We start from the raw sequence: 22,551 nt of genomic DNA on the forward strand, positions 1-22,551 counted from the left end.
AGGAGAGTGATGTGGCGTTGTTATTTCAACCAATTCAGTTTGGAACATTGGGGCTGAGTAATCGAATCGTGATTGCACCCATGTGTCAATATTCTGCCAATGAGCAAGGGGAGTTAAGCTATTGGCATGAGCAACAATGGGCGAATTATGCATTGTCAGGTGCTGGACTTTGTATCGTCGAGGCAACAGCTGTACAGGCAGAGGGGCGCATTAGCTATGCAGACCTCGGCCTTTGGAATGATATGCAACGCGCACAGATGAAGGCACTATTGGCCAAGGTGAAATCACTTTCCCCTATGCCATTTGCTATCCAACTGGCACATGCGGGTCGTAAGGCATCGACAGATAAACCTTGGGCAGGACGTGGACAATTACCCCCAGATCATCCTCAAGGATGGCAAACTGTTTCAGCAAGTGATTTGCCCTTTAATGCCACAGATCATGCACCCCATGCTTTAAGCCGAGATGAAATCCAGCAGATCATTCAAGACTTTGCCGATTCAGCAAAACGCGCGGTAGATGCAGGCTTTGACTTAATTGAACTACATGCTGCACATGGTTATTTGCTGCATCAATTTATGTCGCCATTGTCGAATCAGCGTAGTGATGAATATGGCGGCAGTCTGGAAAATCGCATTCGGCTGACGCTTGAAGTGTTCCAAGCCATGAAAAATGCCGTGCCTGAAGATTATCCAATTGGGGTGCGTATTTCCGCAACCGACTGGATGGAATATACTGAAGCACCGAGTTGGGATCTAGACTCTGCTGTTGGTTTGTCAAAAGCGCTTGCACAACTAGGCACAGCCTATATTCATGTTTCTAGTGGCGGCTTAGATGTTGCGCAAAAAATTCAATTACAAGCCAGTTATCAAGTGCCTTTTGCAGAAGCCATTAAGCAAGCCGTTCAGGTTCCCGTAATTGCTGTGGGTTTAATTACCGAAGCAATGCAAGCCGAAGGCATCTTACAATATGGTCTGGCAGATGCGATTGGTCTTGCTCGTGCAATTCAATATGACCCGCGTTGGCCATGGCATGCCGCTGCTGAACTCGGTGAAAACCTAAAAATTTCTCCGCAGTACTTACGCTGTCAGCCTCATGCACAAAGAAGTCAATTTACGGCTTTCTAATTATCAAAATTTATAGCGGTCCGATCTACACTCTCAGGTTGAGGGTGTGGATGGAAGAGTCTATTACACAGGATATTTCGTATGGTCTTTGAGGTGATTGGTCCAATCTTTTTTCTTTTGGCCTTGGGATATCTGTCTGTAAAATGCAGTTTATTGAGTAAAGAACAGGTCGGAACCATTGGTGCATTTGTGATTAAGATTGCACTGCCGGCTTTGTTTTTTCAGTCATTAGCTTCTAAAGATTTGCATCAAATTTGGTATCCCGGCTATTTCTTTGTTTATACCGGAGTCACATTTTTATTGTATGGCATGGCCTATTGGCTATTGTCGACACATTTTAAAAATAATATGTCGCAAACAGCGGTACTGTCACTAGGCGCTGGCATGTCAAATACAGGCTTAATTGGCACTGCAGTGCTAAGCTTGTTGGTCGGTCAAAATGCGATGACCTATACCTCACTAATCGTCATTATTGAAAGTGTGCTACTGATTCCAACGGTGCTGATCCTTGCACAATTAGGAAGTTCACAGCAAAAAGCCAATATTGGCGACATCATCAAAAATACCTTAATGACCCTGTTAAAAAATCCACTCTTTGCAGGGGTAATGTTAGGAATTGGGTTTGCAATTTTCCAAATTCGTTTACCTCATCAAATCAATGATGTACTGGCGATGTTAGGTCAAACGGCTTCACCACTGGCGCTGTTTGCAATTGGTGGAGGGATTGTCGGTATGAGCTTAAAGTATGTGAATGCTCAGAGCTTCTATTTGGTGATTTCAAGCAACTTGGTGATGCCTTTACTGACTTATTTAGGCTTACGCTATTTGACTGATGTCAGCCAAGAGATGTTATATGCAGGGACGATTATTGCCGCATTACCGATGCCGACGATTTTTGCCATTCTTGGGCAAGTTTATGGCTTAAATGAAAAGACCTTAACGCCTTTGTTGATGAGTACCATCTTGGGCTTTGTCGTAACAGGTGTATTAATCAGTCTGTGGTGGGCGTGATTTTGATCAGCTCAAGATTTGCTTAAACCCATGAAAAAGCCCTGCATGTGCAGGGCTTTTTTTAATGCTTAATTAACTCTTTTTCGCATTGGCTTTAGGTGCTTTGGCTTGTTCAGCAATCATTTTATCCACGGTTGCCAAAGATTCTTTGGCTTGGGGAATATTTTCTTTGGCTAATGCGCTAAATATTTTTTTAGCTTCAGGCAAATTTTGCGGGATGATATTGCCATTTACAAACATATTGCCCACCGCCATCAATGCAGGGACATAGCCTTTTTTTGCTAATTCTTGAATGCTATTTAGACCTTGCTGAATAGGCTTTTCATTTTTAGCTTTAAAGCCTGCACTGATGTCATAAAGTGCTTTGGCATGAATCGCAGGGTAGTTGCCTTTTTTAATCAGCGGATCAAGTTTGCTGAGTGCCAATTTATCTGACTCAGGTTTATTTTCTGCAAAAAGTAAAATGGCATAGTCGATGGAGGCATCGTCAAACCCTGCCGAAGATGCGCGTTCTAAATATTGTTTGGCCTTGTTGGTGTCTTGTTTTAAGCCCAGTGTGCCCGTTGCATAATTTTTACCTAAAACATAGTTTGCAACAGGGTAGCCTTTGGCTGCAGCCTGTTCATAGAGTTGGATGGCTTTTTTCTCATCCTTCGCTACGCCTTGACCTGTTTGAGTAAGATAGCCCAAATTATAAATGGCCTGAGCATTACCTTTTGCTGCAAGCTTGCTTAGTGTTTGGTAGGCGCCATTCATATCTTTGGCCTTGACCATGGCTTCCACTTTAGCAAATTCAGGATCGACGGCATCTGTTTTAGTTTCAGCAAAAGCGAATTGAGTGCTCATTGCTAAAATGCTTGCGAGTAGGATTTTTTTCATCTTAAAACCTTTTTGTAAATCATACACATAATTCCGTTTATGTGTTTTGGTGGTTATTTTTGTCGGTTTTTACATCATAGGTAGATTTACGTAAATGTAAAGTGAGGAATTGTGATTTAAAGCGTTTTTATAAAATAATGTTGATTGCCATTTGCACTTTAAATGCTATGACTTTATTGCATTAAAAGCCTTTGCAAAAAAGCAGGACTCTGATTTAATCGCGCATTGTTATTTTCTCTGAGGCAGCGCGATGTTTATTAAAGGCATTAAACGCAATTACGATAAAATTAATGCAGATGAATCGATTGCAGATGAAGATAAAATTGATGCGCTTTTGATGAAACTGGGCGCAGAGTTTTTAGTCAGTAAAGAGGATCGTGTTTATATTTTCAAAAAAGGCGATTTAGAAGCTAAATTTGATGCCAAACATGCGCGCGCCTATCATTTTAAAGAATATGTATGCAAAGACATGAATAAGTTGTTTCATGGATTTTGATTAAAATCATGATTTAAAAACGAAAACATGAGGGGGAATAAAGTTCCTCCTTATTTTTGTTTGTTGTGTACTGCACCAGCGTATGTGATTTAAAAAACCTTAATTTTCAAAAGTATAATATTTTATAAAAATATAAATTGAATAAAATAGATACAAGGCATCTATGATGAATACAGATATACATGATTCATTGAGATGTATTTAAATATGATAAAAATAAGTGCCATCTTGATCCTTAGTTTCGTTTGTTCAATGACCAGTTGGGCTCAACAACCCAAGCTGGTACCTCATCCAATCCATTTAAAAAATGGCAAGCAGTTTTCTTTAAATTTGCCTACAAATTTCGAGATCATTCCTGCTGCTGATGGTCTCAAACGGGTACGCTTTTTTGCGCAAGCACCTGATCGCAGAATGTTTGTCACGGATATGTATGATCTAACAGATAATAAAAAAGGTACTGTGTATATATTGGATGATTGGAATGCTGACACCGGTAAATTTGGCAAAATCATTCCTTATTTGACTGGTTTGAGAAATCCAAATTCAGTTCAGTTTTATACCGATGCTCAAGGACAGGATTGGCTCTATTTGGCGGAAACGCATCGATTGACACGGCAAAAATTTAGTAGAGGAGAAACTCAGCCTTCGAGTAAGGCTGAAGTTTTAGCGACATTTCCCGATTATGGTTTGAGTTATAAATACGGCGGTTGGCATCTGACGCGGACGATTGCTATCGGTGGAAATGGAAAAGTTTATGTGTCGGTTGGTTCGAGTTGTAACGCCTGTGTTGAAAAAGAAAAAGTACGAGCCTCCGTCATTGAGATGAATCCTGATGGTTCAGAGCAACGGATTTATGCGACAGGTTTGCGTAATGCTGTTGGGCTAAAATGGATCGGTAGATTTCTATTTGCGACCAATCAAGGTGCTGATCATTTGGGACGTAAAAAGCCAGATGAAACTTTTTATGCGCTAAAACAGGATGTCGATTATGGTTGGCCCGCATGTTATTCATAGCTGGGCAATGTCTTGGCGGACTCTAAATTTAAACGTGCATCAGGCTGTAAAAATGTTCCATCGCCCTATGCTTATTTCCCTTCGCATTCCTCAGCACTGGGTTTTGATTATTTTGATCATCCAGACACAGATGACACCATTAAAAATACATTTTTAGTGGCCTTGCATGGCTCTACCGACGAAGCGATTGGCCATGGCTATCAAATTGCAATGATGCGTAAAGGACAAAAACTTGAAACCTTTATGGATGGTTTTTTAGTCGGTAAAAAGGTGTATGGGTGACCTGCAGATATTTATAAGATCGATGAAAAATCTTTTTATTTTTCGGATGATCGGGCAGGGGTGATTTATTATGTGAGACGGAAAAGCTAGTTTTATTCTTATCATTTCAACTATGGAGAAAAGCTGTTTCAGGAATGTTTTTGAATGTTTTTATGCTTTCGGATAGACTAATTTTATATTTCTAAAGATGTTAAGGCAACAATATGCTTGAAAGCATTTGGATCGAAAATTTTAAAAGCTATAAAACAGGTCAAACATTACCTTTAGCGCCTATTACATTGATGATAGGGGCAAATGCTTCTGGTAAGTCGAATGCTATTGAAGCTTTTCGTTTTTTAAGTTGGTTTGCAGGCGGTGAAAAACTTTCTACGATACAAAATAGAATTAATGATTCTGAAAAAATATTTCGTGGGGATGTTCGAGACCTATTTTGTAAAGATGAAAAAACAATTAGTTTAGGGGTTTCTTTTGTTGAAGGTTCTTTAAATCATTTTGACCTATGGAAATTTATTATTGGGGTGAATGAGAATGGTAATTTACTTGTTAAAGATGAGTATTTAACATTATATAAAAATAAAGAAAGATTTTTATATGTTGAAAATATTAAAAAAGAATATCTTGATGATAATACCAATGATTTATTAGATGAATTTCTTAGTAAGAATAGGCTAATTATCCCTGCTTTTGAAGAAAAAGGGATCCATATTAAACATCAGACATATGATGTGGATAGTGATAGTTCTGTTCTAGAATTAGCTAGTACGATAATAGATGATCAATTAAAACCTTATTTGCATAAGGATAAAAATGAAGAACAGTTTATTTATGCCAAATTATTAAGTAATAATTTGGCATTAGTTCGGTTAAGGAGTTTTGTTGGTATAAACTTTTATGATTTTATACCTTCTAAAATGCGTAATGAAAGTTTAGGTGCAAAATACTTAAATCAGAATGGTCAAAATTTATCGGGAGTTTTATATCAACTATGGGAAAATCAACAAGTTGATCATAAAAATGATATTCTTAAATTTATAAGAAGTTTACCTGAACAAGATTTTAAGAGTTTAAAATTTTATAAAGACCATCGTGATCGTGTTGAATTGGCATTGGTTGAAAATTTTGGAGGCCAAGAGCAAGAATGGGGAACAGAATTACTTTCAGATGGAACACTAAGAGTTTTAGGAATTGCGGCTGCAATAATATCTGCATCACAAAATTCAACAATTGTTATAGAAGAAATAGACAATGGAATACATCCATCGAGAGCTAAATATCTATTAGAAACTATGTTTTACTTTGCTGAAAAGAAAAAACTAAAATTACTGCTTTCAACACATAATCCTGCCTTAATGGATGCATTGCCAGACAAAGCTTTGGGTGATGTTGTATTTGCATATCGTGATCCTACAGAGGGCGATAGTCGTTTAGTTCGTTTATCAGACCTAGATGATTATGTTGGCTTAGTTTCACAGGGACCATTGGGTGAGTTAGTCACTCAAGGCATTGTGGATCGTTTTGTAAAAAATCCGATATCTAAAGATGATAAAAAGCAAAAAGCGCTATCTTGGTTAAATGAAATACGTGGAGTATCAAATGAGTAGTATTTGTTTGATTGATACGAGCATTCTTTTAAATATTTTAGATGTACCTAATAGAAATAAAGAACGAAAAGAAATTTTAGAAAAATTTTCTGAATTTATTAAATTGGATTGTAGCTTTATTATTCCAATGGCAGTGGTGATTGAAACTGGTAATCATATTGCCCAAAATGGTGATGGAAATACTCGACGTGCGATCGCTCAAAAGTTTATTGAAACACTAGAACAAACTTTTACGGGGGAAGCTCCATTCCGGATTGCAGATTGGGATACTCAGGAAAAGATTAGAGAATGGCTACATGAGTTTCCATCACATGCTCAGAAAAATAAATCACCGACTAGGACAGGAGAAGGAACAAGTTTTGGTGATTTAAGCATCATCAAAGAATTTGAAAAAAGTTGTTCAAAATTTTCAATGAGTGAGATTTTTATTTGGTCTTTAGATGAGGATTTAAAAACATATCATCAAAATCAATCTTAAAAATTAGCCCTCATGATTGAGGGCTAAAATCAATTATCACTGCGGACGCGCCACATCACCATTCAATGCTTCAGGCAAGGCTAAAACTGTCACATCTAACTCTTCTAAAGCTTCTGGGCGTGCCACAACTAAAGCTACATAACCATTTTCTACAGCCGCGCTATTGACGACTTGTACGCCTTTATTCAGCTGTTCGCCTTGTGCAGGAGTAGCGCCTGTACCTGAAATCGCATGCAGCCAAGCTTTCGGTTTGGCTTTAAACCATAAGCGTGCAATCACTTCCTGACCCAAATAACAGCCTTTGTCATAGTGGACGCCTTCACGCTGATGTAGACGTAACTCTTGCGGTTGGAACACATGTTCAATGGCTTGGTCAATATAGGCCTGACCCGCTTGAATGGCTTGAACTTCCCATGCTGCAACATCCGTCGGTTCCGAAGTAAATGTCGTTTCATCAGCCACTAAACTTGGAAAAACTGTACCAGTTTCTTCAAGTTTCATCTTAGAAAATGCACCAAATTTTTTAATATGTTTGGCAAATTCTTCGGCTTGATCTGCTGTAGTGACAATAGAAAAACTTTCAGCACTGTGTTTGGTGAGCCATAAACCAAAGTGAATACGGCCTTTGAGGTCGCAGATTGCAGTATAACGTGTTGCATTTTCTTCAAGGCGTTCAACATGCAAAGTCACTTGCCCTTGTAGAAATTTTTGTGCATCGACACCGTTGAGAGAAAAAGATGTGAATGCCATAGACGTTGTCATGACCAGCCTCAGTATAAATTTTAGATATCATTAATCATGTTATTTTGCAGCAAGCCGCAGTGTTAGGCAAACAAAAAGCCCATATTGATATGGGCTTTTGTACAGCAGAGATCTGTCTTAGTGATTGTGTGTCGGCATATCGCTTGCAGTCATATCCATAGTGGAATGATGCGAAGGCGGTTCACTATTACAATCATATTGATCGCCACAAATACGCACGGTTTCCATCATGCCTTGATCTTCATGGTCTAAAATATGGCAGTGCAGAACGAAGTCGCCTTCAAATTTTTCGTATTTACTGCGTACAAAGATTTTATAGCCGTGTTTGACGAAGAGCGTATCTTTCCAAACGCCTTTCATTCCATGGTATTGCGAGTCAATATTTCCTGCACCATCTTTATCTGAGCTGCCGATGGCGCTGACATCGACACCATTTTCATTCAATATTTTCACGACTTGGAATGGATTGACATGAATATGGAAGGGATGACTGGCAACATTACTGCTTAACTCCCACTCTTGAGTTTGCCCGATTGGAAGCTTGCGGACATAGCTATGGTGGGTATGGTCTTCATCATGGTAGGCATCGCCAAAGCTGATCAAGGTCCCTTCTTCGGCATGACGAATACCAAATTTAAAGCTGCCATCTGTATTGAACAGAATGTCAAAGTTGGTGATTTGCTTCGCCATCGTTTTGAGCATTTCATCGACTTCAGCAGTTATTAAACTCGCATGCGAGATAAAGGCTGATAAATCACCCTGTTCGAGCTGTGCAATCACTTCTGGTGCCAGTTTTAGTTGGGTGGCCTGACTTTTTAAGAAGTTAAACGGCGTTTGCTGCGGTAGTTGAGTTGCTTGCACATTGACCCAACCGAGGAGCTGTGTATTGAGTTTTTCTTCTGGTGCGCGACGAAGTAATGGACTTGATTCAGGCGCATTAATTTCATCTTCCAGATTCAGCTTGGCATCGTATACACAGTATTTATTGGTGGTCGGGAAAGAGAGCATGGCATCAAAGCGATAACCCGGCTGAAAAATTTCAATCCCTTGCTTTTGGATTTTCCCCATGGTCAAGCCGTCTTGTGCAAGGGTATATAACGGTAATGTTTTTAGCGTTTTAAACTGTGAAGACATCGACTTGCTTTGATACTTTTGACATTCGCTCAGGGTTTGCTCTGCGGTAAAGAGCGCAGAATCAGGCAGTTCTTTGATGGTCAAACCAATGGTGTCACGGATACCGCCGTGAATCATGCGCCAGCGGTGGTATTGGTTCTGATCCACCTTAATTTCACCAAACATTTTGCCATTGATACTGGTAAAACGATTTTCATCCGCCCATGAGGTGGGTATATCGAGTTTTGAATAATCTTCTAAGCTATAGATGCAGGGTGTACCATTCACTTGGCTTAAATTGCTGTCGCAATCTTCATTGTATTGAATCTGCTGGAATAGCATGATTTTTTCATGGTCATACTGCTGGGTTTTTTGATTTTTCCATAAGATGTCCAAATCTCCAGTCTGCTGAATTTGCCCCTGACGAATGACAGGTTTCCTCTCTCCCTCAATAATCAAAGGGCCAGCCATGCCACTTGAGACCTGAATCGCGGTTGAACCATGCACATGCGAGTGATACCAAAATGTTCCCGCAGGATGATTCGGTTCGATCTTAAATTCGTAATGAAAATCTTGCTGAGGTTTTAAGCTCAAAAATACGTTGTCACTGTTTCCTTGCGGGCTAACCCAAAGACCATGTGTATGTAAATTTGTGGTGTTAAAACAGTTCCCTTGGTTAATATTGGTCACTGGACTTGGACAGGTCTCCGTCGATTCAACAGGGAGGTGATTGACCAGATGAATTTTTAAATTGTCACCTTGTTTCGCACGAATTTGTGGGCCGACCAACACATCAGAAACACTGCCATCGCTATTTTTAGAGTTCCAGAGTTCAGGTTTAGTCAGATAGCCTCTGACCTGTAATAGGTCATTTTCACCCGTTTCAGGGTCGTATAAGGCTTGGCGTTTATAGGCAATCAGCAGTTCATGCTCACCTTGTGCATTGGCTTTCAAACGTGGTGGATTCGAGATGACAGTCGGTGAGTCTACTTCCTCTTCTTGAATCGTCGAATCCGTTGTCGATTGGTCGTTGTCGCCACAGGCAATGAAGCTGAGACAGCTTAAGAGGCAGCCAGCCCCAATGATGGTTTTAAATTTTGTCATGATCTTTCCCCAAAGCATAATGACGGTTGAACAGTAATCGCAGATTTATTTAGCTAAGGTTTTGTAAATATTGTGATTATTTTGGCGAGTACAGCGAATTACTGTGCTTGTATGTCGTGCTTTTATTATCTGAGAGTGGGGTGATTCGACGCTATCCCTGCAAATAGGGATAAATTGAGAATTAAGATAAAATAAATAATAAAACCGTGTTTTGATTCACATTATGACTTTGAGGCGCAATGAGCTAATAAAATAATTTCATGCCTTGATTATTAAATACTAAAATTGATAAGACTGATTTTTAATCAATTTGGTTGCTGTTTAGATTAAATATTATGCAGTGCAATTTTCCTTAGACTAAAGAATGAGGCGGATTTGCAGCTATTTTTCAAAAAAATTCACATTTAGAGCGAATATTCCAAAGTTAGTGTAACTAAATATTTCAAAAACCCCTGTTTTTATATTTAACTCTATGAAATATATCAGATTTGGGAAATGGGTTTTCGGCAGTGTAGTATGCCTATCGAACAAAGATGAATTGTCTATGAAAAAGACAACGCAAAAAAATGAAAGACCGAGGGCAGGAACGCTATGAACAACAACTACCGTAAACCGCTGCAAGGCACCCAGCTAGAATACTTCGATGTACGCCAAGCCGTAGAAGATATTCAGCCAGGCGCATACGCAAAACTCCCATATACATCTAAAGTCCTTGCAGAGCAGTTGGTTCGTAAATGCGACCCTGCAATCTTAGAACAGTCTTTAAAAGAACTGATTAACCGCAAACAAGACCACGATTTCCCTTGGTACCCTGCACGTGTGGTGTGCCATGACATCTTAGGTCAAACAGCCTTGGTTGACCTTGCAGGCTTGCGTGATGCGATTGCAGACCAAGGCGGTGACCCGTCAAAAGTCAATCCTGTTGTTCCAACGCAGCTGATTGTTGACCATTCTCTAGCTGTAGAGTTTGGCGGTTTTGACCCAGACGCATTTGAGAAAAACCGCGCGATTGAAGACCGTCGTAACGAAGACCGTTTCCATTTCATTGAATGGACCAAAACAGCATTTGAAAATGTCGATGTGATCCCTGCGGGCAACGGTATCATGCACCAAATCAACTTGGAGAAAATGTCTCCAGTGATTCAAAACCGTGATGGTGTCGCATTCCCTGATACTTGCGTGGGCACAGACTCACATACGCCGCATACTGATGCATTGGGTGTGATTTCTGTCGGTGTCGGCGGTCTAGAAGCTGAAAACGTGATGCTGGGACGTGCATCTTGGATGCGTCTGCCCGACATCATTGGTGTAGAGCTTGTCGGTCAGCGTCAAGCAGGCATTACCGCAACTGATATCGTGTTAGCGCTTACAGAATTCTTGCGTAAAGAACGTGTCGTCGGTGCTTATTTAGAGTTCTTCGGTGAAGGTGCAGACAGCATGTCTGTAGGTGACCGTGCAACGATCTCGAATATGACCCCTGAATATGGCGCAACGGCAGCGATGTTCTACATCGACCAAAACACCATTGATTACCTGACTTTGACAGGCCGTGAAGCGGATCAAGTGAAATTGGTTGAAAGCTATGCCAAAGAAATTGGTCTTTGGGCGTCGGATATGACAGCGGCAGAATACCCGCGTGTACTACGTTTTGATTTATCACAAGTCACTCGTAATATTGCAGGTCCATCGAATCCACATGCACGTGTATCAACCGCTGATTTAAAAGCGAAAGGCATTGCAGGTAACTTAGAAGCAGCACGTGCGCAAGAAGCTGAAGGTTTAATGCCTGATGGCGCAATCATCATTGCAGCAATCACCTCATGTACAAACACTTCTAACCCACGTAATACCGTGGCAGCAGGCTTACTTGCACGTAAAGCTAATGAGTTAGGACTTGTGCGTAAACCTTGGGTGAAATCATCTTTTGCACCGGGTTCTAAGGCTGCGGCTTTATACCTCGAAGAAGCTGGTGTACTCGGTGATTTAGAAAAGCTCGGCTTTGGTATCGTGGCGTATGCATGTACCACGTGTAATGGTATGTCAGGTGCTTTAGATCCAAAAATTCAACAAGAAATTATTGATCGTGATTTGTACGCAACTGCGGTACTTTCAGGTAACCGTAACTTTGACGGCCGTATCCATCCTTATGCAAAACAAGCGTTCTTGGCTTCGCCTCCACTCGTTGTGGCGTATGCCATTGCAGGTACGATCCGTTTTGACATCGAAACAGATGCGTTGGGTAATGACAAAGACGGCAACCCAATTTACTTAAAAGACATTTGGCCGTCTGATGCTGAAATTGATGCATTGGTGAAAGAAGCAGTGAAACCTGAACAATTCAAAAAAGTGTATATCCCAATGTTTGATTTGGGTGAGCGTGTTCAGGCAGCAAGTCCGTTATATGACTGGCGTCCGCAAAGTACCTATATTCGCCGTCCGCCGTATTGGGAAGGGGCTTTGGCTGCGCCACGTACTTTGGCAAATATGCGTCCTCTTGCGATTTTGGGTGACAACATTACCACGGATCATTTATCACCATCGAATGCGATCATGATGGATTCGGCAGCAGGTGAATACCTACATAAAATGGGCGTGCCTGAGGAAGACTTTAACTCATACGCAACGCACCGTGGGGATCACTTGACTGCTCAACGTGCAACATTTGCCAATCCTAAATTGTTCAATGAGATGGTGGTTCGTTCTGACGGTACGATCAAGCAGGGTTCTAAGGCGCGTGTTGAGCCTGAAGGCGAAGTAATGCGTATGTGGGAAGCGATTGAAACCTATATGAATCGTAAGCAACCGCTCATCATTGTTGCAGGTAAGGACTATGGCCAAGGTTCTAGCCGTGACTGGGCTGCGAAAGGTGTGCGTCTTGCTGGTGTTGAAGTGATTGTTGCGGAAGGTTTTGAGCGTATTCACCGTACTAACTTGGTGGGTATGGGCGTGTTACCGCTTGAGTTTAAAGCTGGAACTGACCGTAAGACGTTAAAGCTTGATGGTACTGAGTTGTATAGTGTGATTGGTAATATTGCACCTCGCTCTGATTTGACTTTGGTGATTGAGCGTTCAACTGAGAATGGTCAAAATGAAATCATTAAAGTGCCTGTAACCTGCCGTTTGGATACTGAAGAAGAAGTGCATGTGTATGAAGCGGGTGGTGTGTTGCAACGCTTTGCACAGGATTTCTTGGAAGGAAATGTGGCGTAATTTAAAATAAGTCCTTTTAATACTTGAAATAATTCAATAAAGCCATATGTCAGATATGGCTTTATTATTTGGAAAATGAAAAATGTCTCTTTTAAGAGAAATTCAGAACGATGCAGTAAACTCTAATATTAAAGTTTCTGATTTATTAAGAAGATGTAAAGTTTTAGCTTATCGATTAGGAAATGAAGATTTTAAAACATGGGTTGATTCAGAGCTTAATGGATATGAATCGTTAGATGGTATTCCTTCTTATCGAATTTATAACGATGTTAATTCAAAAGGTCATTTTTCAGGTGCATTTGGATCTGGGCTAAGAAATGCTGACATTCCATCAAATTGCTTTCCTAAAGAATTTAACAACGGTTTCATTAACTGGTCCAATTGCTGAATTTGAGTCACTAGTAATAAATGCTAAAAAGGGTAAACTGTTACAACAACCGTGGGACGCAAATTTTGTGGCTATGTTTAGCAATAAAATTTATAAGAATATGGTGTGTGTACAGGCTTGGAAAGTTATACCTTCTACAAAATTAGAGGGGATTATTGATATTGTAAAAACAAAAATATTAAATTTCGTATTAGAAATAGAAGTTATTAATCCTGAAGCTGGAGAAGCAAAATTGAACACGAATCCTATCCCACAAGATAAGGTGAGTCAGATTTTTAATATAAATATTTCAGGAAATGTTGGGAATTTAGCTTCGGGGAATAGCAACAGCGGTATTCAACAATCTACAAATAATGAAATTCCAAAAGAATTCTTGGAGATAATTACTAAGATTCAGGAAGAAAATAGTGATGAAAACTCTGTTTTACAAGAGCTAGAGAATAAAGTAGAAGAGCTAGGACGGAATGTTGGAACTGTAAAATATAGTGAAAAATATAAGGAATTAATAAGTTTTATGTCTGATCATGCAACTGTTGTTAGTGGATTAGTTTTGCCTGTTTTGCCATATTTAAGTTCATTATTAAATATATAGTATTGATTGAAAAATATTCAAAAAATACCTATCATAAGGTATATATCAAAACTGCTGGAGTAGTGCTATGACTACCGCAAAAGTTTTTATGACAGGCCGCAGTCAAGCCATTCGCTTACCCAAAGAATTTCGTTTTGAAGGCAAAGAAGTAGAAATCTTCCGCCGAGGTGACGAAGTCATATTGCGAGAAAAACCAGTCACAGCAGATCAACTATTTAAAGTTTTGGCGCAAATGCCAGACGACTTTTATGCAGAAACAAGAGTGGATGAACCACCGCAAGAACGAGAAGAGTTCTAATGCCAACACAATATTTATTGGATACAAATATTTGTATCTATATCACCAAACATCAACCCGAAATTGTACGTCAGCATTTTGAAAAACATTTACCTGACGGCAATATTTTTATTTCAGTGATTACTTTAGGTGAACTTCGCTTTGGTGCGGAAAAAAGCCAATGGAAAGACAAAGCTTTCAAAGTTATCGATGAATTAACTTCAATCATTCCTGTTATAGAGTTAGATGAACACACCGCCGTACACTATGCTCAAATTCGAAAACAGTTAGCGCTTCAGGGGCAAATAATTGGCAATAACGATTTATGGCTAGCTGCTCATGCACGATCAAATAATTGGGTCATGGTCACAAACAATGAAAAAGAATTTCTGCGTGTAGACGAATTGCAAGTTGAGAACTGGCTCAGCAAATCTCTGTAAACCCACCAAAATTTCCATTCGAAATTATGCTTTGCCTAAATGCCATTATCAATTGTCGAAATGACCAATAGACATTCATCACAAGAGGGTTATACTGAATCTACCATTTCTAAAAACACATGGAGAACAAAAATGGTTACTGCTGGTCAAAAACCCGGAACAGGCTTCTATTTTTGTGTTCAATGCGGACACCGCGTTTACTTAGAAATTGGTACTGATCGTTTACCACCGTGTACCAAATGCCAAGGCAATCAATTTAACAATAAGAATGCCTAAGCTGCAAAACACTAACAGTTATCCGCTGTTTAGAAAGAAAAGCCCTATCACTCGATAGGGCTTTTTGCTAACGTATAACACTGCATATATAAAAACAAATTGCACATTTAACTGTTCGGAGAAGCACATGGAAACAATATTAGGACTGTGTATTGGTATTGGCTTAAGTGCTGCCTGTGGCTTCCGTGTCTTTGTACCTTTATTGGTGATGAGTGTTGCTTCCATTTTAGGACTATTCGAACCGATGAAAGGATTCGAATGGTTGTCTATGCCTGCGGTTTGTATTGGCTTAGCAATTGCGACGGTTTGTGAAATTGCCGCGTACTATATTCCTTGGGTAGATAATGCGCTCGACACCATTTCAACACCTGCAGCCATGATTGCAGGGACGATTGCCACAATGGCAGTAAGCTCAGGTGAAATGTCACAGTTTGCCAGTTGGGCGGCAGCAATTATTGTCGGTGGTGGTACAGCAACAGCAGTGCAAATGAGTACTGTCGCTGCGCGTGGTGTATCTACCGCAACCACAGGTGGCGTTGCAAACCCCATCTTATCTACTGGAGAGTGGATTGGTGCTGCAGTCTTGTCAGTATTGGCCTTTTTAGTTCCATTTTTTGTTGTGATCTTAGTGATTGCAATCGTGATCTGGCTGGTTCGCCGCATTCGTCAGAAACGAACTGTACAGGTCGACACCCCTTTATAAACCAATCAACATTTCACTCTAAAATGAATCCATCTTTTAGAGTGAGTGATCTGCGTGTTTGCTTAATAAATATAGAAATAAAAATCCGAAATCGAGTTTTTCAGCGTTTGATAAAGATTATTAAAATTATAAGAAGTGATACAAAAAAATGAACAATCAGAGGAATTTAAAAGGTTTGGGCGGGTGGCTTATTGTGTTGGGGATAAAAATTGTCCTATCACTACTATTGCTTTCATTTGATATTTATAGCCTATATCAACTTTTTCAAAATGAGGCGTTAAGTCAAATAAGTGATCAAAAATCGGAACTTTATTATCCAACTCTGATGTATTTACTCTATATAGAAAGCATCTTAAATATTGTATTTTTCTTACTTTCAGTTTGTGCTGTCTACTTATTTTTTAGTAAGCATCTTTACTTTCCAACATTCTATATTGCGTTTATGGCAAGTTTTTTATTGGTACAGTTATGTGATAGTGCCATTTTGAGTGTGCTATTCACCGATAAAAATGCATTTGATACAGAGACCATCATGCAGTTAGCGACGAGTACTATGGGTTGTCTGATTTGGACGCCGTATTTGTTGATGTCAGTTCGAGTGAAAAATACCTTTACTCAACATTCCAAGCACTCGGCTTAAGCGAAAAAAATACTATCGAGCAATTTCACTATCTGTCCTAAAAGAGCACATCATTCTGCGTTTAAGTTATCCACGAGACGGCTAAAAAAATCTTTAAATACCGATTGATTTTTGAACAATAAAGGCATAATTTTAGTATGTGATTATAAATCACATAATTTTTATATGGATTTATTAATCTTTGAATTTTATAAAAAATAATGAGGGGAATGGTAGATGATTAAATTTATAGTCGATGAAAATGCCTTAATGAATGGCTCACATTTAATTCACAATGGTACGCAAGGATGTGTAGACATGCCGCAGTTTGAGCAGCAAATATTGATTGGTTATTTTGCCAATTTCGAACTCGCTTATAAGCGTGCACGTATGAGTTGGCCAACAGAAAAAGTGGTCGGTTGCGATAAATGCTGTAGTCAAAGCTAGAAATTCAACATGCATTAACCTTGAAATAAAGCTGTATACCCAAGAAAAATGGCGCAGAAATTGCTAACTAAAACAGGTAATCGCGTTATGAATAGGATATACGGCATGACCACAGAAACCATCCGTTCTACAAAATATCCAGCAGAGGCGCATGCCTATGCAGCATGGCCTTTGATCCTGATCATCATTGGTGGTGCGATTGGACTGGTATATGCAGTGATTGCTTATCTGATCAATCTCAAAATATATACATCAGACCTCAGCCGAATGAATAAAATTTTGGCCAATTTACTCTGTGGTATGGCGGCATGTAGTGGTTGGTGGTTTAGCGCACAGTGGGTACAAAGCTATTTAGTTCATTGACCAACACCACGTTGAAAAGATCAACCCTAATATCTGCAGAACATGGATAGGCTTAGATCTCTACTCAAAGGGCGGAGTTTTGTATGAAGTTAATGGATGAATGTTCAGCGGCGATATATTTTTAAATTTGACGCTGTGTTTGGACATTTTGTCTGTTGTAAAAGAAAATTTTCTTATAATTGGGCAAATCTGCAGATAAAAAACGCTGAAATGAGCTGAAAAGATAAAATATCCTGCTAAACCTAAAATGGCTGAAAAAATTTGCTGAATTTGCAGAAAATTAGAAAAACTTAGGAAATTAATCCCGATCCTCTTTGGTTAAAGTATATCTCAAGGGTGTGATAGAGATTGAAAAGAGTAGCATGCTGTCAGTGGTGCAAAACACGTGTACAGTACTCACCCAAAAGGTCTCGATTCAGCTTAGGACGCTATAAACCAGAAGTTTATAGGCTATAAGATCATGACTTACAAAGTGATGATAGTTGAAGTAAACAATATTGTTTTCTCTTATACCACCCCAAAAATTTAAACCAAAATAAAAAAGAATAATGAATCATTACTCCTTTAATCCGCATAAAACAAACGACACCAGTTTAGTCAACATAAGCTTAAAGATCATCAGGCATCTCCGGTAAAAATAGTCCTAAGCCAAGTGTTAAATCTGAACGAATTTCATTTTCATCGCATTGAATAGCCTCTGTGCTTTTTGCTACTTTTTTTAAGCACACCTCAATTTTCAAATCTCGCTGTGGTATGCATTATTGACTCTTAATCCAATTGGAGAACTCATTTCAATACAAGTTCTCATTGGTTAAAAGTCCTGTCTAGAATTCAAATGATCCCGATGGTTTGAGTACTAAGTTATGGCGAAAATTCTCGGGAAAAGTCATTTATAAGATGGAAAAAATGCTAAAACATGATACAAGAAGAAAATATTTTCAATATATCTTTAAATGTGAAAAATATTTTTAAAATAAGTCAAAAATAGTAATTTTCAGGGAAACAATCCCTCATCGATACCACTACTATATATCTCAAGGGTGTGATAGAGATTGAAAAGAGTAGCATGCTGTCAGTGGTGCAAAACACGTGTACAGTACTCACCCAAAAGGTCTCGATTCAGCTTAGGACGCTATAAACCAGAAGTTTATAGGCTATAAGATCATGACTTACAAAGTGATGATAGTTGAAGTAAACAATACTGTTTTCTCTTACACCCTAAAAAATTTTTAAGAATTCAATCGAATAATAAATCCTTCCATCTTTTTCAAAATTCCAAACTTCGCATTCATTCCAGACAAACTTTGATCATTGCTGATGTAATAAATATCACTCAGAACAACTCAAACTTAATCTAAGCTTCGGATTGTCCTTTTTCACAAAGTTGTTATGCTTAACTATCTAAATTTTAAATAATTTTGATATGGGTTATCTGAATCAATTGATACAGGATTGTCTGCAGGCACAGCAGACTAAAGCTGAGCGTATATTTGAGTTTTCAAGCTTTGATGATCTTGCTCTACACGCACATTATATTTATGTGATAGAGCAGGTTAGTGGCGATATACAGCAGACATATCAGGACTATGCTGCATTTAAGGCATTGAAAACCCATGCCTGTGCCAAGTTAAATCAACCCAATCACATTCTGTATGTTGGATCATCACGGACAGGTATAAAGAATCGTTTAAAACAGCATTTAGGTCTTGGGCCTAAACAAACTTATGCCTTGCATTTGTCGCAGTGGTTTCAGGGCATATATCGCATCACACTACATCAGTATCCTTTAACCACGAGTGCAAGCATCTTACAGTTACTGGAGGATGATTTATCTCATTCATTAGCACCAGCCTTTGGTAAATTGGGGACCAATAATCGTTAGGGTTAGACCTGATCGGTTAAAGTCGATTGACAGCGAATTAGTCAGTTGTTATTTTGCCGACATTCTCCCAGTACACAGTCTGTCCATGCCTTTAGATCCCAACTTTGTCTATGCGCCGCCTCAAGGTCCTCTACGTATTTTGTATGAAGATGCAGACTTGGTTGTCATCGAAAAACCGGCGGAATTGCTGTCGGTTCCGGGACGTTTGCCTGAGCATCATGACAGTGCCTATCTTCGAGTTTTGGAACAGTATCCTGCAGCAAAGATTACCCATCGTTTAGACATGGCAACATCAGGCATTTTGATGTTTGCGAAACACCGCGATGCAGAAGTGGCGGTGAGTAAAATGTTCCAAGCGCGAACGGTTCAAAAGCAATATGTAGCTTTGGTTCAGGGCAAACTTGAAGGTGAGGGCAGTGTTGAAGTGCCCCTCATTACGGACTGGGAAAATCGCCCACGACAGATGGTGCATTTTGAATTGGGAAAACCCTCAAAAACCTTGTATCAAGCCATTAGCTATGACGCAAGCAAAGACATTAGCCGAGTATTATTAACGCCAGTGACAGGGCGTTCTCATCAGCTACGTGTACACATGATGCATATTGGGCACCCCATTACAGGGGATCAACTGTATCACCCGAATGCAAAGCAAAGCTCACTCGGACGGATGGCGTTACATGCTTGCGATCTGGCATTTACCCAGCCCTTAACCCAACAAGCTGTTCATATTCATTGCGCAGCAGAATTTTAAAGCATATTCATGTGAATGCTCATTGTTCTTAAAATCTGCTATGTTGCATTGAAAATTTTGTGTAGCTTAGCAAGCTAAGAATAATTACAGCCTTAAATAGATTTTTCTGCTTTAAAAATGAATAATGATGTACAACATATCCCCAATTCTGGGGATATATAAATAATTTAAATATCTCTATAAAGTGTGTGAAATATTTACAAAGATTAATATTAAGTTTCTTTGTATCTTTTAGTAAATAAATACCATTTCTAAAGTTTTATTATATTTTCTAAAGAATATTGATTGATTATTTTTTAATATGAAAATTTTTTATTAAATTGATTTAAAACAGTATTTTAGTTGAATTGTGTGCAAGTGTGTATTTGGTCAGATAAATACGGTTTTTTGCATTTGTTCTGCTAATATGAAATGAATTATAGATTTTAACTTTTGTAACTTAGGTTTGTTTTGGGGAATAAACTTAAATTATTGAAGCTTATTTTGAGGATTGGCAAATGATCAATATTGCTTTAATCGTCCTTATCATCCTATTAATTGTGGCTCTCCTTTTTGTTTATAACCGCAAATTGAAAAATGATAAAACCCTACGTTCACTGCAGGAAAACTTCGACCGTACGCGGCTAAAACTGGCTGAAACAGAGTCCCAGCAAGATGAATTGAATTATGAAATCAGTCAATTACGTATTCAAAACTGTGGGCTCAAAATCCAAGTCGATAAAGTAGCAAAATATCAACATATTGTAGAGATTGAACAATATGTTGAGTATCGAACTTTACAGGCTGATGGTTTGGTGGAAGTCACCAAAGCCAATGCCGATATCATGTTGAATGATATTCGCGCACAGATCGAACAAGTGCGTCAGTATTTGAGCAAATATCAAGAAAGAGCTAAATCACAAATACAGGAACAAGCCCGTGCCGAGTTAAAGGGTTTGTATAGCCAAGCGCTGGATCAGCAGCATTTGGAAAACATCAACCGTGCTTTGGACAACAAAATACGGGGCTATCAGTCAGCATTCTTTTTACCTTTACAGAGTATTTTAGATCAGCTGATGGATGGCATGAATGAATCTGCGGCAAAGCAAAATTTGACTGCGGTACGTTGCAAAATGATTGATGCAATGGAGCAGCAATCGACTGCAAAATGTAATTATGTAGATGAAGAACGTCGTTTGGCTGCGATGCAATTATTTACATTGGTGTTTAATAGTCGTGCTGATTTGTATTTAGCCCAATTAAATACCAAAAACTTAGGTGAGCTATTGCAGGCTTTGGCGGATGATTTCACCTTGCTCAATGCGCATGGTGTACATTTTAGTCAGGCACGGGTACTCGACAGTTATCTACAATTACGCTTAGAAGAATTGAAAATGGCAGCTTTGGTTTTACATCTTAAAGAAACTCAGGCCCACATGGATGTTGTGGTTTAATTTGAATTGTTATCAGAAAGATCACTTCGGCGTTCTATTTCTGATTAAAGAGATTTAGCTAATGCAAATTGCAACAATTATCCGTTAATCTAAGTCAACAGAATAAAATTCATAAACGATAAGGGAAAGTACAATGACTCGTGATTTTAAACAATTTCCAGATGATGATAATGGCAATGTGCTGTGGCAGATGCAGCAAGATGGTGATGATTTATCTGTGCCGCACGAAATCGAATATTCAATTGCCTTTTCGAACGAAGCGCAGGCTGAACAGTGTGCATTGTATTTATTGAAAGAAGAGCAAAAAATTTCGTTGTTCCAAGATGAAGAATCAGATCGCGTGGAATGGATTATCACGGTCTATGTTTATATGGAGCCTGATTATGAAGATATTGTCGATTTAGAGCAGTGGTTTATTAAAATTGCAGAACAACATTCAGGCGAATATGACGGTTGGGGTTGTATGGCTTATATCTATGAAGATGATGATCTGGATGAAGATGAAGCACAATTGAGCTAAGTCTCACTATTGTATCGTTAGAAATAAGAACCCAGTGATTTAACTGGGTTTTTATTTTTTAAATTGTAGGGATGTTGAGTTAAGTATATATTTTTAAACAATTTAAATTCAAGTTAATATGAATGCAGCTCACAAAACATAACAAGGCATTGCGTTAAAGTGATGGGATCAATCTGTAGGATTCGCTATAGTATTGAACAGCAATAACCTTTCTCGCACGTTTCAAAGCTGTTTCATTTAGAACGTTTCAGTGTGATAAAAATTGACGATAAAGCGAGGGTGAATGCATGTGGATGATTCAGTGAAAACAATGAAAAAGGACATCATCATGAGCAATACTGTTCGATTACATCGTGTTTTTAGTGCGCCTGTAGAGCGCGTTTATCGTGCCTTTGTGGAGCCAGATGCTTTGGTTAAATGGATGGCACCGCATGGATTTACTGCCCATGTGGAACATTCGGATGTGCGTGTAGGTGGCTCGTACCGTATGTCGTTTCAAAATTTTTCAACGGGAACCACACACGCTTTTCATGGTGATTATCATGATGTCGTGCCGAATCATTTACTGCGCTATACAGACCAATTTGATATGCCAGAGTTAGCCGGTGAAATCGAAGTCACTGTTGAGTTTAAAGCGGTATCAGTAGGAACCGAAGTGACGATTGTACAGGCAGGGTTGCCGAGCGTTATTCCACCAGATGCCTGTTATTTAGGTTGGCAGGAGTCTTTACAGTTACTGGCTTTTTTAGTGAATCCAGCGATCCCCGATGAATAATTTGAAGA

The 22,551-nt window shown here is 39.1% G+C and carries 23 protein-coding genes and 1 pseudogene; 21 read left to right on the plus strand and 3 right to left on the minus strand.

Features of this window, described 5'->3' with window-relative positions:
- The first annotated feature begins 11 nt into the window (after window positions 1–11).
- Both LXF01_RS03550 and LXF01_RS03555 read left to right on the plus strand, forming a co-directional pair.
- Window positions 12–1,127: an NADH:flavin oxidoreductase/NADH oxidase gene (locus tag LXF01_RS03550; RefSeq protein ID WP_180156350.1), complete on the plus strand. Its 1,116-nt coding sequence runs from the start codon at window positions 12–14 to the stop codon at window positions 1,125–1,127.
- An 81-nt stretch (window positions 1,128–1,208) separates the two neighbouring features.
- Complete coding sequence (locus LXF01_RS03555; RefSeq protein WP_180109755.1) at window positions 1,209–2,138, plus strand: AEC family transporter; 930 nt, start codon at window positions 1,209–1,211, stop codon at window positions 2,136–2,138.
- 72 nt (window positions 2,139–2,210) lie between these two features.
- Here the strand turns inward: LXF01_RS03555 and LXF01_RS03560 are convergent, their stop codons facing one another.
- A complete protein-coding gene (locus tag LXF01_RS03560) occupies window positions 2,211–3,017 on the minus strand; it encodes a tetratricopeptide repeat protein (RefSeq protein WP_078191142.1) in 807 nt (268 codons plus the stop codon).
- 250 nt (window positions 3,018–3,267) lie between these two features.
- On the opposite strand from LXF01_RS03560, the gene LXF01_RS03565 reads away from it, so the two are divergent.
- The 4 genes and pseudogenes from LXF01_RS03565 (at window position 3,268) to LXF01_RS03580 (ending at window position 6,888) form a co-directional block, all read left to right on the plus strand.
- Window positions 3,268–3,513 (plus strand): hypothetical protein, encoded by a 246-nt coding sequence (locus LXF01_RS03565; RefSeq protein WP_078191141.1) that lies wholly within the window; start codon window positions 3,268–3,270, stop codon window positions 3,511–3,513.
- 207 nt (window positions 3,514–3,720) lie between these two features.
- A pseudogene (locus LXF01_RS03570) lies at window positions 3,721–4,899 on the plus strand (PQQ-dependent sugar dehydrogenase).
- Between the two features lie 113 nt (window positions 4,900–5,012).
- On the plus strand, window positions 5,013–6,410 hold the full coding sequence (locus tag LXF01_RS03575) for an AAA family ATPase (RefSeq protein WP_180173488.1): 1,398 nt from the start codon (window positions 5,013–5,015) through the stop codon (window positions 6,408–6,410).
- The gene (locus tag LXF01_RS03580) at window positions 6,403–6,888 is read left to right on the plus strand and encodes a hypothetical protein (RefSeq protein ID WP_233945012.1); all 486 of its coding nucleotides are present in this window, start codon (window positions 6,403–6,405) and stop codon (window positions 6,886–6,888) included. The genes LXF01_RS03575 and LXF01_RS03580 overlap by 8 nt, the downstream gene beginning before the upstream one ends.
- 36 nt (window positions 6,889–6,924) lie before the next feature.
- On the opposite strand, the gene ygfZ is transcribed toward LXF01_RS03580, so the two are convergent.
- Entirely contained in the window at window positions 6,925–7,650 is a 726-nt protein-coding gene (gene ygfZ / locus LXF01_RS03585) for a CAF17-like 4Fe-4S cluster assembly/insertion protein YgfZ (protein WP_233945013.1), read from the minus strand.
- A 117-nt stretch (window positions 7,651–7,767) separates the two neighbouring features.
- Complete coding sequence (locus LXF01_RS03590; protein ID WP_233945014.1) at window positions 7,768–9,867, minus strand: multicopper oxidase family protein; 2,100 nt, start codon at window positions 9,865–9,867, stop codon at window positions 7,768–7,770.
- 591 nt (window positions 9,868–10,458) lie between these two features.
- Between LXF01_RS03590 and acnD the strand changes: the two genes are divergently transcribed.
- The 15 genes from acnD (at window position 10,459) to LXF01_RS03660 (ending at window position 22,543) form a co-directional block, all read left to right on the plus strand.
- Window positions 10,459–13,077: a Fe/S-dependent 2-methylisocitrate dehydratase AcnD gene (acnD, locus tag LXF01_RS03595; RefSeq protein WP_180173143.1), complete on the plus strand. Its 2,619-nt coding sequence runs from the start codon at window positions 10,459–10,461 to the stop codon at window positions 13,075–13,077.
- Between the two features lie 82 nt (window positions 13,078–13,159).
- Complete coding sequence (locus tag LXF01_RS17505; RefSeq protein ID WP_257233996.1) at window positions 13,160–13,465, plus strand: AbiTii domain-containing protein; 306 nt, start codon at window positions 13,160–13,162, stop codon at window positions 13,463–13,465.
- Window positions 13,395–14,057, plus strand: a complete 663-nt coding sequence (locus LXF01_RS03600) for an AbiTii domain-containing protein (protein ID WP_257233995.1) — start codon at window positions 13,395–13,397, stop codon at window positions 14,055–14,057. Before LXF01_RS17505 ends, LXF01_RS03600 begins: the two co-directional genes overlap by 71 nt.
- A 67-nt stretch (window positions 14,058–14,124) precedes the next feature.
- Complete coding sequence (locus LXF01_RS03605) at window positions 14,125–14,355, plus strand: antitoxin (protein ID WP_078191134.1); 231 nt, start codon at window positions 14,125–14,127, stop codon at window positions 14,353–14,355.
- Window positions 14,355–14,774 carry a type II toxin-antitoxin system tRNA(fMet)-specific endonuclease VapC gene (vapC, locus tag LXF01_RS03610; RefSeq protein WP_078192327.1) on the plus strand — a complete coding sequence of 140 codons (420 nt, stop codon included), beginning with the start codon at window positions 14,355–14,357 and terminating at the stop codon, window positions 14,772–14,774. Before LXF01_RS03605 ends, vapC begins: the two co-directional genes overlap by 1 nt.
- A gap of 60 nt (window positions 14,775–14,834) precedes the next feature.
- Window positions 14,835–15,050, plus strand: a complete 216-nt coding sequence (locus tag LXF01_RS03615) for a zinc ribbon-containing protein (RefSeq protein ID WP_111884814.1) — start codon at window positions 14,835–14,837, stop codon at window positions 15,048–15,050.
- Window positions 15,051–15,177: 127 nt separating this feature from the next.
- Window positions 15,178–15,753 carry a DUF4126 domain-containing protein gene (locus LXF01_RS03620; protein WP_111884815.1) on the plus strand — a complete coding sequence of 192 codons (576 nt, stop codon included), beginning with the start codon at window positions 15,178–15,180 and terminating at the stop codon, window positions 15,751–15,753.
- Between the two features lie 148 nt (window positions 15,754–15,901).
- Window positions 15,902–16,393, plus strand: coding sequence for a DUF2569 domain-containing protein (locus tag LXF01_RS03625; RefSeq protein WP_078192325.1), 492 nt, complete (start codon window positions 15,902–15,904; stop codon window positions 16,391–16,393).
- Between the two features lie 216 nt (window positions 16,394–16,609).
- On the plus strand, window positions 16,610–16,819 hold the full coding sequence (locus LXF01_RS03630) for a hypothetical protein (protein ID WP_180107296.1): 210 nt from the start codon (window positions 16,610–16,612) through the stop codon (window positions 16,817–16,819).
- 105 nt (window positions 16,820–16,924) lie between these two features.
- Window positions 16,925–17,182 (plus strand): hypothetical protein, encoded by a 258-nt coding sequence (locus LXF01_RS03635; protein ID WP_180021364.1) that lies wholly within the window; start codon window positions 16,925–16,927, stop codon window positions 17,180–17,182.
- A gap of 1,423 nt (window positions 17,183–18,605) precedes the next feature.
- Complete coding sequence (locus tag LXF01_RS03640) at window positions 18,606–19,064, plus strand: GIY-YIG nuclease family protein (RefSeq protein WP_180173142.1); 459 nt, start codon at window positions 18,606–18,608, stop codon at window positions 19,062–19,064.
- A gap of 85 nt (window positions 19,065–19,149) precedes the next feature.
- Window positions 19,150–19,815 carry a pseudouridine synthase gene (locus LXF01_RS03645; protein WP_078191125.1) on the plus strand — a complete coding sequence of 222 codons (666 nt, stop codon included), beginning with the start codon at window positions 19,150–19,152 and terminating at the stop codon, window positions 19,813–19,815.
- A gap of 497 nt (window positions 19,816–20,312) precedes the next feature.
- Window positions 20,313–21,248: a hypothetical protein gene (locus LXF01_RS03650; RefSeq protein ID WP_180101842.1), complete on the plus strand. Its 936-nt coding sequence runs from the start codon at window positions 20,313–20,315 to the stop codon at window positions 21,246–21,248.
- A 133-nt stretch (window positions 21,249–21,381) separates the two neighbouring features.
- Window positions 21,382–21,768 carry a ribonuclease E inhibitor RraB gene (locus tag LXF01_RS03655; RefSeq protein ID WP_111884820.1) on the plus strand — a complete coding sequence of 129 codons (387 nt, stop codon included), beginning with the start codon at window positions 21,382–21,384 and terminating at the stop codon, window positions 21,766–21,768.
- 328 nt (window positions 21,769–22,096) lie between these two features.
- Window positions 22,097–22,543 (plus strand): SRPBCC family protein, encoded by a 447-nt coding sequence (locus tag LXF01_RS03660; RefSeq protein ID WP_180173141.1) that lies wholly within the window; start codon window positions 22,097–22,099, stop codon window positions 22,541–22,543.
- The last annotated feature ends 8 nt before the right edge of the window (window positions 22,544–22,551 follow it).

Source organism: Acinetobacter sp. SH20PTE14 (genome assembly GCF_021391555.1).
In the GTDB taxonomy this organism is placed as follows: Bacteria; Pseudomonadota; Gammaproteobacteria; order Pseudomonadales; family Moraxellaceae; genus Acinetobacter; species Acinetobacter amyesii.